Annotated in this window: 13 protein-coding genes and 1 riboswitch; of the genes, 2 read left to right on the top strand and 11 right to left on the bottom strand. The window is 66.9% G+C overall.

All coding sequences use genetic code 11. The features are described 5' to 3' along the window. The first annotated feature begins 33 nt into the window (after window positions 1-33). Window positions 34-384, top strand: coding sequence for a metallopeptidase family protein (locus tag E3T39_RS01790; protein ID WP_134513046.1), 351 nt, complete (start codon window positions 34-36; stop codon window positions 382-384). A 24-nt stretch (window positions 385-408) separates the two neighbouring features. Beyond that, on the top strand, window positions 409-1,704 hold the full coding sequence (locus E3T39_RS01785) for a D-alanyl-D-alanine carboxypeptidase family protein (RefSeq protein ID WP_134513045.1): 1,296 nt from the start codon (window positions 409-411) through the stop codon (window positions 1,702-1,704). Here E3T39_RS01785 and E3T39_RS01780 read toward each other — a convergent pair whose 3' ends face one another. The 11 genes from E3T39_RS01780 to gatA form a co-directional block, all read right to left on the bottom strand. After that, window positions 1,705-1,968, bottom strand: a complete 264-nt coding sequence (locus E3T39_RS01780) for a hypothetical protein (RefSeq protein ID WP_134513044.1) — start codon at window positions 1,966-1,968, stop codon at window positions 1,705-1,707. Further along, on the bottom strand, window positions 1,965-2,576 hold the full coding sequence (locus E3T39_RS01775) for an AAA family ATPase (protein WP_241979452.1): 612 nt from the start codon (window positions 2,574-2,576) through the stop codon (window positions 1,965-1,967). Before E3T39_RS01775 ends, E3T39_RS01780 begins: the two co-directional genes overlap by 4 nt. Further along, complete coding sequence (locus E3T39_RS01770; protein WP_134513043.1) at window positions 2,569-3,363, bottom strand: energy-coupling factor transporter transmembrane component T family protein; 795 nt, start codon at window positions 3,361-3,363, stop codon at window positions 2,569-2,571. Before E3T39_RS01770 ends, E3T39_RS01775 begins: the two co-directional genes overlap by 8 nt. Next, on the bottom strand, window positions 3,360-4,889 hold the full coding sequence (locus tag E3T39_RS01765) for an ABC transporter ATP-binding protein (RefSeq protein WP_134513042.1): 1,530 nt from the start codon (window positions 4,887-4,889) through the stop codon (window positions 3,360-3,362). The genes E3T39_RS01770 and E3T39_RS01765 overlap by 4 nt, the downstream gene beginning before the upstream one ends. Window positions 4,890-4,892: 3 nt before the next feature. Then, window positions 4,893-5,552 (bottom strand): ECF transporter S component, encoded by a 660-nt coding sequence (locus E3T39_RS01760; protein WP_134513041.1) that lies wholly within the window; start codon window positions 5,550-5,552, stop codon window positions 4,893-4,895. Window positions 5,553-5,584: 32 nt separating this feature from the next. Beyond that, a riboswitch (TPP riboswitch) is annotated at window positions 5,585-5,694 on the bottom strand. Between the two features lie 366 nt (window positions 5,695-6,060). Then, window positions 6,061-6,390, bottom strand: coding sequence for a hypothetical protein (locus E3T39_RS01755; protein WP_134513040.1), 330 nt, complete (start codon window positions 6,388-6,390; stop codon window positions 6,061-6,063). A gap of 25 nt (window positions 6,391-6,415) precedes the next feature. Next, window positions 6,416-7,630 (bottom strand): DNA polymerase IV, encoded by a 1,215-nt coding sequence (gene dinB, locus E3T39_RS01750; RefSeq protein ID WP_134513039.1) that lies wholly within the window; start codon window positions 7,628-7,630, stop codon window positions 6,416-6,418. A gap of 105 nt (window positions 7,631-7,735) precedes the next feature. Continuing rightward, window positions 7,736-8,845 carry a VIT1/CCC1 transporter family protein gene (locus E3T39_RS01745; protein ID WP_241979450.1) on the bottom strand — a complete coding sequence of 370 codons (1,110 nt, stop codon included), beginning with the start codon at window positions 8,843-8,845 and terminating at the stop codon, window positions 7,736-7,738. Beyond that, window positions 8,842-9,108, bottom strand: a complete 267-nt coding sequence (locus E3T39_RS01740; RefSeq protein WP_134513038.1) for a hypothetical protein — start codon at window positions 9,106-9,108, stop codon at window positions 8,842-8,844. Before E3T39_RS01740 ends, E3T39_RS01745 begins: the two co-directional genes overlap by 4 nt. 3 nt (window positions 9,109-9,111) lie before the next feature. Next, entirely contained in the window at window positions 9,112-10,617 is a 1,506-nt protein-coding gene (gene gatB / locus E3T39_RS01735; protein ID WP_134513037.1) for an Asp-tRNA(Asn)/Glu-tRNA(Gln) amidotransferase subunit GatB, read from the bottom strand. After that, complete coding sequence (gene gatA / locus E3T39_RS01730) at window positions 10,617-12,164, bottom strand: Asp-tRNA(Asn)/Glu-tRNA(Gln) amidotransferase subunit GatA (protein WP_134513036.1); 1,548 nt, start codon at window positions 12,162-12,164, stop codon at window positions 10,617-10,619. Before gatA ends, gatB begins: the two co-directional genes overlap by 1 nt. Between the last annotated feature and the right edge of the window lie 2 nt (window positions 12,165-12,166).

The raw sequence follows: 12,166 nt of genomic DNA, 5'->3' as shown, positions 1-12,166 counted from the left end.
TTGGTGAAAGCAGGCCGCGATGTTAGAAGCCGCATGTTAGAACTCGACGCCTCCGAATTCGAGCGTCTCGTGGTTGACGAGCTTGATCTGCTGCCCGACGACATGGTCGACGGACTGGACAACGTAATCTTCGTGGTCGAAGATCGTCCCGAAGATGGCACCCTCGACATTCTGGGCCTGTATGACGGGGTCGCGCTTACCGAACGTGGTCAGTACGGCTTTGGCGAGATGCCAGATCGCATTGTGCTGTACCGGGAACCGTTGCTGGCGATCTGTGAAACCCTTGACGACCTGCACGATGAAATTCACATCACCCTGGTTCATGAAATCGCCCATTTCTACGGCATAGATGACGACAGGCTGCACGAACTCGGCTGGGGCTAGCCTCCAGCGGTCTACCCTTGGGACATGAGTTCCTTCCGTCCCGGCCGTTTCGTCGGCATTTTGGTCGGAACGGTGGTCATCCTCGGCCTCGGCGTCTACGGCCCCGCCACTTTGCTTGGCCCCCTTCCGCGCGTCACCGCGACCACCGTCATCCCTGACTCGACAACCACAGCGCCCACTCCCCCAGTTCTGTCCGCCAACGGCGCCAGCGCCATCACCGTGCTCGCTGCGACGACCAGTGACGCATCCGGTACGACCTCCACCGGCACGGATTCAACCGGCACGGCGGTCCCCGAGCCCATCGCGGTCGCCGGAACGGCCGACGCGCTCCCCATGGCATCCATTGCCAAAGTCGTGACCGCCCTGGTCGTTCTTGATGAGAAACCGATTGTGGCCGGCGAGAGCGGCCCGGTAGTGACGCTCACGGCGGCCGATTTTCAGAGCTACCTCGACTACGACAAGGCCGGTGCCCGATCAGTCACTGTGTTCGCTGATGAACAGTGGACCGAACTCGAGTTGTTGCAGGGCTTACTGCTCGGATCGAGCAACAACCACGCCGATAGTGTGGCCCGCTGGGCGTTCGGGTCGGTCGACGCCTACGTGGTCGCCGCCAACGCCTGGCTGGAGCGCAACGGGCTCGCCGATTCCGCCGTCGTCGACGCGACCGGGCTGCACGATGCCAGCGCCGGCACCGCCACCGATCTGGCCCGCCTGGCCGGCCTCGCCGCAAGCGACCCGATCGTGTCGGCCATGCTGCAGAGTCCCGCATCCGCTTTGGCGGACCGCCGCGGTGTGCAGAACACCACGTCTTATCTGCCCGAGGAAGGCATTACGGGCATTTCACGTAGCTACACGGATGCGGCCGGGGTCTGTTTTCTATTCACCGCCGAGATCAGTGACGGCGCCTCAAGCTTCACGTTCTCGGGTGCCTACATTGGCGAACCGTCCTATGATGCGCTCACGGCAGATCTGACCGCCCTCATGGCGAGCGCGCGGGCCGGAGTTGGCCCGTTACCTGTCCTGGCCGCCGGTGACGCATACGCGACGTTTGAATCCGCGTGGGGTGATGAGGCCTCGGCCGTGGTCGGCGTCTCTCGCACGCGCTATGCCTGGCAGGCGGCTAGCCCGGAGGCCGCAACGGTCACGCTCGAGGACTTCGCCACGGCCCGCACCGGCGCGAACATCGGCCAGGTGCGGCTCACCGTCGCCGGGGAGAAGCTCTCGGCCGCCTTGAAACTCGACCAGGCCATCAACGACCCTGGACTGGGCTGGCGGCTGCTCCATCCGGTCGCGATGATCTCGGCGTTACTCGACCAGTAACTAAATCGGATCGACCTCGGCGTCGACCGGATCGCTCTCGCCCTCGTCGAAGGAGTAGCGCACGCGGAGTTGCCCGCTCACGTCTCGTTGGTCAACCTCGTCGTACCAGAACACCGATTCCAGTCCGGCGACGGCGGCCACCATGCTGATGCGTGCAACGTGTTTGCCGCGCACGAGGGCCCGGGAATCGATCTGACCCTCGAGCGGGCCATCAATGAACTCGGCGATGTACAGGGTCGGGGTTGCGCTGTCAGTATTGCTCATGGCAGACAATCTAGTCCCCTACGGTCCGAGCTGCCCGCCCGTAGACGGACGGTTGCGCGAGGTTCAGGCGACTCCTGTTCGAGATAGGTCGCCCATTCCTGCTGCCACTGGTCCCAGTGGGTGCGAAACGCTTCTCCGTCGCGATCGAGCGCACGTTGTTTGCGTAGAGCGTCGTCGGCCGCGAGCCAGACCCGCACGTGGCTGAGCCGTTCGTGCGCGGCCGCGAGAGTTCCGCAACCCTCCACGATGAGGGGGCGCGCCGCGTCAAGCGGATTCCACTCCGCCGCCTGACTCGCAGTCCAGTCGTAGCGCTGCCACGACGCTGGCAGGCCCAAGTGCCGTGGCTGGAGAACGTGGCGGCGCAGATGGCAGACGGCAGCGTCGAGGCCGTCCCAACCGGGATAGATGTCGTCCATCCGCACCAGTTGCGGCCTAAGCGGGCCAGGCCAGTGCTTTCTGAGCGCGTCGGCGAGGGTGCTCTTGCCCGCACCGCTGGGGCCGTCGATGAGTACCACGGGGTTCGGACCGGCAGCGGCCACGGCCTGCAGTATTGGTGCCAGCAAGACCATATCGTCGTGTGCGGCCGGCCCTGTATCGGTGTCAGGCAAGAATGAAGCTCCAGGTCTCGGCCCAGACTGCGACGCCGATGGCGATACCGGCAATGGCGAATCCGATGCCGACCAAGACCGCGTCGGCCGCTCGGACCCGCGACGGTCTGGCCCAGGTGCGGGGCTCGTCGCTGCCGAATCCGCGCGCCTCCATGGCCGTAGCGAGTTTACTGCCCCGACGCACCGAAATGACGAGCAGGGAAAAGGCCGGGCCGAAGAACCGGCGGGCGGCGCCGCGCGGTCCACCACCATCGCCGACCCCGCGGGCCCGACGGGCCAGCGTGAGCGAGTGCCAGTCTTCGATGAACATACCGACGAGTCGCAGGCCAGCCAGGCCGCCGAGCACAAATCGCGCGGGCAGGCGCAGCACCTGGGCGAGGCCGTCGGCGAGGTCCGTCGGATCCGTTGTGGCGAGCAGTACGATGCCGGGCAGACCGATGGCGAGTACCCGCAGCCCGATGGCCAGGCCGAGCTGGGTTGAGCCTTCGGTCACGGAGATGAATCCGAACTGCCACAGCAGCGCGCCGGAGTCTTCGCCATAGAGCACCGTCGTGACCGCAGCCATTGGGGCCGCGATCCAGACCGGCGCGGTTCGCAGCAAAAATTGTCGGGCACTCAGACCGCACCAGAGCAAAAGCCCGGCCTCGAGCAGCAGGGCAACCCCCGCCGAGACCCAGTCGATCGAAAGCAGGAGCGCACAACTCACGATCAGGGCAACGGCGAGCTTGGCGACCGGGTTGAGTCGGGCGACAACGCTCGGGCGGATCGTCGGGGTCAGCAGGCTCACAGCGCTCCCGCCCCGAGCCGGATCGGGTCAGGCGTGCCGAGCCGGTATTCCTCGTCGGCAAGGGCGCTGACGAACTGGGCGTCGTGGGTGACCGCGACGAGCGCGGTACCCTCATCGAGCAGCTCGGCCAGCAGGGTCACGAGTTCCTGCCAGGTACGGGAATCCTGGCCGAAGGTCGGCTCATCGAGCACGAGCAGGCGGGGACGGGTCGCGAGAACGGTGGCGACGGACATCCGCCTCTTCTCGCCGCCCGACAGGGTGAACGGGTTGGCGTCAGCGAGATGGTCAAGTCGCAGCCGGTGCATCAGCTCGTCGACGCGGCTGGTCTGTTCAGCCGCGCTGAGCCCGAGGGCATGCGGGCCGATCAGTAGGTCGGCCCGCACCGTCGCGGCCAGGAATTGATGTTCCGGGTCTTGAAAAACGGTTCCAATGCGGGTCAGCAGCTGCTGGGAACGCCAGCGGTGCGGCTCGGAAGCGATACCGGCCGCAAATTTGTCGCTCGCCTGCAGCGTTCCCCCCGCCGGCTTCAGCAATCCGGCCAGCGTGAGGGCGAGAGTGGATTTTCCAGCGCCGTTGGGGCCGGTCACAACGGTGGCGGTGCCTGCCCGTAGATTGAGGGTGATGCCAGCGGCGACAACGGATGCCGCGCGCCGGCCAAACGGAACGCGACCGACCGCGAGTCCCTCGGCCCGCAGCAGGGTCTCTGCCGGGGCAATCGGAGAGCGCGTCGGAAATCGGGGGGGCAGGGCGGGTACCCAGACGCCGGCCGTGGCCAACCGTTCGCCCTGCCTCGACAGGATTTCGCGGGTGGGACCGTCGGCCAGCACACCCCCGGCCGGGTCGAGCACGATGACGCGGTCGACGACGTCCTGCCAGACCTCGACCCGATGCTCGATGACCACAAAGGTGGCCCCGGATCGATCGAGGGAGCGCACAACGGCGTCGCGCACCTCGATGACACCATCGGGGTCGAGGTTCGCGGTCGGTTCGTCGAGCAGCAGCAGCCCCGGCCGCATGGCGAGCACGCCGGCCAGAGCCAGACGCTGCTTCTGCCCGCCGCTCAGGCTCGAGGTGGGGTGGTCGAGGGGCAGGTTCAGGCCGACCTCGGTAAGAGCCTGCCGCACCCGCGGCCAAATCTCGGCGCGCGGAACGGCGAGGTTCTCGCAGCCAAACGCGACATCGTCTCCGACCCTGGCCAGCACGACCTGAGAGTCCGGATCCTGTAGTACGAGTCCGACCCTCCCGCGCGCCTCGGCCGCGCGGCGGCCGTCGATGAGCAGGCTGCCGGTCTCGTCGCCGTCTTCGGCATCGCCAAGCACACCGGCCAGCGCGTGCACCAGGGTGCTCTTGCCGGCACCGCTGGCACCGAGCAGCAAAACCCGCTCACCGGGCTCGATCTGCAGGTCAAGCCCGGACACCGCCTGGTTGTGGCGCCCGGCGTGGCGCCAGCCCCAGCCACTGGCTCGAATCTGCACGGCCCGAATCTGCGCATCGTGACCGGCAGGGAACGGCGGGGTGTGCAACATCCGCTAGCTGATCGCGGCGGAGGGTGCTCGCGACCCTTCCCGACCGGCAGCAAACCGGCTCAGCGCACCGGTGCGGGCCAGGCCGCGCACGGCCAGCCAGGACAGCAGGCCGGCCAGCACGGTGCCGGACACGACAGCGGATACGAAATAGACGGCCTTGTAGCCGAAATCCAGTGCCGCATAGCTCGTGAAGGTCGTGTCGAGGAAACCTACTGCCGCGCCGGCGCCCGCGCCAGCGAGCAGGGCGACGCCGAGCCGCCAGTTGGTATACAGGAACAGCGCGAGAATAATCTCGGCGCCCAGGCCCTCGACGACGCCCCAGATGAGCGTGGAGAATCCCCACTGGGTGCCGATCAGCATCGACACGACGGCGGCGACGACCTCGGTGTACACGGCCGCGCCGGGCTTGCGGATGATGAGGCCGCCGAGTACTCCGGCGAACAGCCAGCCACCGGCCAGGAGACCTTCGAGGCCGGGCGTGAACGCGAGGATGGCGCTGAGCGGGGACCAGGCCAGGCCCCAGGCCCAGAAGATCACCCCGCTCGCGACGCCGATGACACTCGCGACGACGATGTCGACCACGCGCCAGCGAAAGTTGCGCGGCTTCTTCGCCGTCGAAGCCGGGCGAATGGACTGATTGAGTGAAGTCGTTGTAGCGTGCACTGTTCGTGCCCTTTCCGTAGGTGAATACAGGGCACGGGATCGAGAAGCCTCCCTGCGCTGGCATGATCCAGATCAGGTTCGACGGTCGAAGCTTGGTCAGCTTCCTCTCAGCCCGGTGTACCGGACTCCCGTGATCGTTTTCAATTCTAGCGCCCCGCCTAGACTTACGGCATGGGAATCACGACATGAGCATCGGCATCCTGCTCGTGTTGGCGGCGCTGTATCTCGTGTTGATGCGTCGCTTCCTGATGCGGCGTCGACGCATCGCCCAGGGATTGCCGGTGAGCGGCCCGTGGCATTTTCCGGACTGGCTGCGCCCACGGGTGCCCCTATGGGCCCGCCGACGTTTCGGGCGCCGGCCCCGCCGACCCCGGTCTGCGCGTCGCCCCCGCCGCATCCGTTCTGCGCGTCGCCCTCGCGGTACGCGTCCGGGCCCACCTTAGGACCGTGGGCCCAGTTTATAGACTGGGCCCACGGACGGGGCCCGGGCCCCGTCCAGGGAGCGGGGCTACTTCTTCAGGGCTCGGATTACTCGGGCCAGGGCTCGGCCGGCGACAAAAAGGAACGGCACACCGACGGCGAGCAGGGCGATGACGTTCGGCTCGAATCGAGCGGTGCTGCCCGCCTTGACATAGGCGCCGATCGGCAGCGATACCCCACCGCCGCCTCCACCGGATCCGGCAGCACCACCTTCGCCGGCATCACCGCCACCGAAACCGTAGTAGCTGAGCGCCACTGGTACGAGGGTGACGCCGTCAATTTGCACGGGATCACCGTAAGCCGATTTCACACCGGCGGAACGGAAGGTGTCTGCGAGTTTTTCCGGGAGGCTGGTCATTCCAACAGGGTAGCCGACTCGTGCCTTATGGGCGAGGCTTGAAAAACGAGGCCGGACGCACGCTTCCCGCCCCGAATCGCTCGGTCACGGAGTCGACCGCCAGCTCGGCGCCCCGCCAGTCCTCGTCGGGATCCCACAGACCCACCGATCCCGACGCCGTACCGAGCTGCTCGGCCCGCACGCCGATCAGTCGCACCCGAATACCCGACGCGGCCAGCAGGTCGAACGCAGCGACTGCTTCCTCATAAATTCGCCGGCCGACATTCGTCGGTTCAGCGAGGGTACGCGACCGGGTAACGGTGCTGAAGTCGGTGTAGCGCAGCTTGAGTGCCACGCGCCGTGCCACGAGATCGCTGCGCCGCAGCCGAGCGGCCACAAGGTCGCACTGCCGCAGCAACTCACTGTGCAGTCGGTCGATGTCGGTCTCGTCGTGCTCAAACGTCACTTCGTGGCCGACGCTTTTCTCTTCCCGCTCGACCGTCACCGAGCGTGGGTCACGCCCCCAAGACAACTCGAACAGCTTCACACCGGAGGCCTCCCCCAGCATCTTTTTCAGCACGTCTAGCGGCGTGTGCGCAATATCGCCGATGAGTTTCAGGCCGAGGCGCGTCAGCATCTGCTCGGTAGCGGACCCCACGCCCCACAGGGCGGTCACGGGCAGCGGATGCAAAAACTCGACCGTCGCATCGGCCGGCACGACGAGCAGACCGTTGGGTTTGGCCAGGCCGGAGGCAAGTTTGGCGACGAACTTGGTCGACGCCGCGCCCACGGAGCAGACGAGGCCGGTTTCGGCAAACACGCGCGCGCGAATGAGTTCGCCGATCACAGCCGGAGAACCGAATAAATTAGTCGCGCCGGCAACGTCAAGAAAGGCTTCGTCGATTCCGAGCCGTTCCACCAGCGGGGTGACGTCGTCGAAGATACTCATCACTCGGTTGGAAAAGTGCCGATACTGTCCCATGTGCGGCTCGAGTACGATCGCGTTCGGGCACTGGCGCAGCGCGAGCGACATTGGCATGGCCGAGTTCACGCCGTATTTGCGGGCAATGTAGTTGGCCGCGGTGACGACCGAACGTCCACCGCGGTGGCCGACGATCACCGGCAGGTGTACGAATTCGGGGTGGGAGAGCAACTCGACCGAGACAAAGAACGCGTCCAGGTCAACGTGCAGCATCGTCGCTGAACGGTCGTCGACGTCGTCCGCCGAAATCTGCCGCCCGCTGCCGTCCTGTCTGCCCACCGAAAAACCCTAACCCGATCCGGACCGGGGGCGCGTCCATTTTCGGGCATATCTCCTGCAATTTGCAGGAGTTATGCGGTGGCGGGGGTGGTTCAGGGCTGGCAGCTACCCGATCGCGGTGCCGAAGACCAGCCCGAGCAGGTAGGTGACCGCGGCCGCGCCGAGGCCGATGACGAGCTGGCGCAGCGCACGCTTGAGCGGCGGACCGCCGGAAAGCAGGCCCACAACGGCACCGGTGGCAAGAAGCGCCACGCCGACCAGCACGGTCGCGACGATGATGGCCGCGTAGCCGCTCATGCCGAACAGGTAGGGCAGCACCGGCAATAGCGCGCCCGAGGCGAAGAAGCAGAAACTCGACAGTGCCGCTCCGGTGCCGGTGCCGACGGCCTCGTGTTCGTCATGCGTGGGAGTCTGCGACCGGACCGCGGAGATCGGTCCGGTCGCCGCGTAGGCGGTGGCCAGTACCCCGCGGGCGTACGCCTCCGCCTCGTCTTCTGACATGCCCCTGGCCCGGTAGACGAGGGTCAGCTCGTTGGCTGCGAGGTCGAGGTGGGAGAGCACGCTCCTGGCCGGCGCCGCGGGCGTGGAAGCGTCGAGCAGTTCCCGCTGGGACCGCACCGAGACGTACTCACCGGCACCCATCGAGAGCGCCCCAGCCAGCAGTCCGGCGACGCCGGTGAACAAAATGGTCGCGGCGGGTACGCCGGTCGCGCCGATGCCGAGCACGAGAGCGAGGTTGCTCACCAGCCCGTCATTGACGCCGAACACGGCGGCCCGAAAGGTTCCCGACAAGCGTTTGCGGCCCCGAGCGGCGAGACCGCGCACAACCTCTTCGTGCACGGTCTCGTCGGCGGCCATGGCGTTGGTCGCGTCGGCATCCGCGTCGTAGGGCGACCGGCCCTCGGCCCGCTGGGCGAGGGCAAGCACAAACACCGAACCGAACCGGCGGGCGAGCAGCGCCAGAAATCGGGTGCGCAGCGCGCCACGTTTGGGCGAGCCCACGTCACTGCCCAGCAGTTGCCGCCAGTGTTCCTCGTGCCTTCCTTCAGCGTCGGCGAGGGCGAGCAAAATCTGGCGCTCTTCGCCGGCGCGACGGTTGGCGAGGTCGCGGTACACCGCGGCCTCGGCCTGTTCGTCGGCCAGGTATTGCCGCCACCGACGGATGTCGCGGGTCGACGGGGTGCGTTCGCCCGGCTCTGGAAAGATCGCGTTCACGCCTCCGGCGCCGCTTCCAGAAAACTCTGCGGGATGCGGGCGGAGTCGTGCGGGCCGGAGCCGTCGAGACCGAAGAACGGCTCCTCGAACTGGACGACCCAAAATCTTTCCCGCACCACGGTGGGCGCGTACAGTCCAGCGCCCTCCGACTCCCCTGCCGCCACGATCACTCCGATCGGGTCGTCGATCAGGGAGTCGGGAAACCGGGTGCGATCGAGCCGCACGATAACCTGCACGCCAACCCCGAAAGCCTGAGTTGTCACCTGCTACTCGATTGTGGCGGCGCGTTCGAGCACGAGTTCGCGCACGCGCGCAGCATCCGCTTGCCCGCGCATGGCCTTCATGACCGCGCCGATCACGGCTCCGGCGGCCTGCACCTTGCCGTCCCGAATCTTGGCGAGCACGTCCGGCTGGCCGAGCAGCGCCGCGTCAATGGCCGCAATGAGCGCGCCGTCATCGGAGACCACGGCGAGGCCGCGGCTGTCGACGACCTCGGCCGGGGTGCCCTCCCCGGCGATGACGCCCTCGAGTACCTGGCGGGCCAGACGGTCGGTGAGGGTTCCGGCCTCGACGAGTTCGATCAGCGCGGCGAGCTGCGCCGGTGTCACGAGCGAGTCGGCGGCGACACCGGCCGCGTTGGCGAGCCGGGCGATTTCGCCGGTCCACCACTTGCGTGCGGCCTGAGCGGATGCCCCGGCTGCGACGGTCGCTTCGACCGCGTCGAGCAGGTCGGAGTTCACGACGTCCTGAAACTCAAGGTTCACAAAACCCCATGCCGCCTGCAGGCGTTTGCGACGAGCCGCGGGCGGCTCGGGCAGGGTCAGGCGCAGTTCTTCAACCCATTCGCGCGACGGCGCCATCGGCAGCAGGTCGGGCTCGGGAAAGTAGCGGTAGTCGTCGGCGTCGCTCTTGGGCCGACCGGCACTGGTGATTCCGGTGTCTTCGTGCCAGTGCCTGGTCTCCTGCGTTATGGTGCCGCCGCTGGCCAGCACGGCAGCCTGGCGCTGGATTTCGTAGCGCACGGCGCGTTCGACCGAGCGCAGCGAGTTGACGTTCTTCGTTTCGGTGCGAGTGCCGAGCACGTTCGACCCGCGCGGGCGCAGGGAGACGTTGGCGTCGCAGCGCACGTTGCCCTCCTCCATGCGCGCGTTGGAGACGCCGAGGGCCTTGGCGATCTCACGAATCGCGGCGACGTAGGTCTTGCCGATCTCGGGGGCGTCGTGTTCGGCGCCCTCGATCATCTGGGTGACGATCTCTACCAGCGGGACTCCGCCGCGGTTGTAGTCGACGAGCGAGTAGTCGGCGCCCTGGATGCGTCCGGTGGCGCCACCCATGTGGGTGAGCTTGCCGGCGTCGTCCTCCATGTGGGCGCGTTCGATCTCGACGGTGACCAGACGACCACTTTCGAGTTCGATCGTGATCGAACCGTCGTGGCAGATCGGGTCGTCGTACTGGCTGGTCTGAAAGTTCTTCGCCGTGTCGGGGTAGAAGTAGTTCTTGCGGGCGAACCGCGAGTGTTCCGCGATCTCACACCCCAAAGCCAGCCCCAAGCGGATGCTGGATTCGATCGCCTTCTTGTTCACCTGCGGCAGCCCGCCGGGCAGGCCAAGGCAGGTGGGACAGGTGTTCGTGTTGGCGCCGGAGCCGAACTCGTTGGCGCAACCGCAGAACATTTTGGTTTTGGTGTTGAGTTCGACGTGCACCTCGAAGCCGAGCACCGGCTCGAACAATTCGAGTGCTTTGTCGAAGTCCATCAATTCAGCCTTGGCCATCAGACGGCTCCCTCTTCGCTGGCAAACATTTCGGTCGGGGTCAGGGCGGGTGCCTGGCTGAGCATGGTGTGTCCCCAGCGCGCTTCGAGCAGCTGCTCGATAGCGGCGCCGACGGTATACAGGCGGGCATCCGCTTTGGCCGGGGCCATGATCTGCAGGCCGACGGGCAGGCCATCTTCGGGCGCGAGGCCCATTGGGATGCTCATGCCGGGCACGCCGGCGAGGTTGGCCGGAATGGTGGTCACGTCGTTGAGGTACATGGCCATCGGGTCGGCGAGCTTTTCACCGAACTTGAACGCGGTGGTCGGGGCACTCGGCGAGACGAGCACGTCGACCTGGCTGAACGCGGCGGCGAAGTCACGCTGAATGAGCGTGCGCACCTTTTGCGCGCTGCCGTAGTAAGCGTCGTAGTAGCCGGCGCTGAGTGCGTAGGTGCCGAGGATGATGCGGCGCTTGACCTCGGGGCCAAATCCGGCCTCGCGGGTGGCGCTCATGACGTGCTCGCTCGTGAGCGAGCCGCTGTCCGGGTTGACCCGGATGCCGAAGCGCACCGAGTCGAAGCGGGCCAGGTTGCTCGAGGCTTCGGCCGGCAGAATGAGGTAGTAAGCCGCGACCGCGTATTCGAAGTTCGGGGCGGAGAGCTCGGTGATCTCGGCGCCGGCAGCGACGAGCAGGGCGAGGGTCTCCGTGAAACGCTGGGTGACGCCGGCCTGGAATCCGTCGCCGGAGAGCTCTTTGATGACGCCGACGCGCACGCCCTTGAGGGCGCCGTCCTTGAGGCCGGCTTGGGCTGCGGCGGCCATGGAGGGCCAGCTGTCGGTCAGCGAGGTGGAGTCCAGCGGGTCGTGCCCGCCGATGACGTCGTGCAGGAGGGCGGCGTCGTATACCGAACGGGAGACCGGGCCGACCTGGTCAAGGCTCGACGCGAGGGCGATAGCGCCGTAGCGGGAGACTCCGCCGTAGGTGGGCTTGACGCCGACCGATCCGGTCACTGCGGCCGGCTGGCGAATCGATCCGCCGGTGTCGCTGCCGAGGGCGAGCGGCGCCTGAAAGGAGGCGACGGCCGCAGCCGAGCCGCCGCCGGAACCGCCGGGGATGCGGTCGCGGTCCCAGGGGTTGCGGGTGACGCCATAGGCGGAATGTTCGGTGGAGGACCCCATGGCGAATTCGTCCATGTTGGTCTTGCCGAGCGGGATCAGCCCGGCTGCACGCAGGCGGGAGACGACGGTCGCATCGTACGGCGGCACCCAGCCCTCGAGAATTTTCGACCCGGCTGTGGTGGGCATGTCCTGGGTGGCAAGCACGTCTTTGATCGCGATCGGAACACCGGCAAGCGGGTTCAGCACTTCACCCGCAGCGCGGCGGGCATCGATCTCAGCGGCGGTCGCCAGGGCGGCGTCGCCGGCGACATGCAGAAAAGCATGCAGGTCGGTGTCGACGGCCGTGATGTGGTCCAGGTGAGCGTGGGTCGCTTCGACGGCGCTGACCTGCTTGCTGACCAACAGTTCGCTCAGCGCGGCGGCGGAGAGTTTGGTGAGATAGGTCATGC

The sequence above is a fragment of the Cryobacterium suzukii genome, from assembly GCF_004403185.1.
GTDB lineage: Bacteria > Actinomycetota > Actinomycetes > Actinomycetales > Microbacteriaceae > Cryobacterium > Cryobacterium suzukii.
The sequence above is the reverse complement of the archived record's forward strand: the minus strand, read 5'-3'. Positions and strand labels throughout refer to the sequence as shown.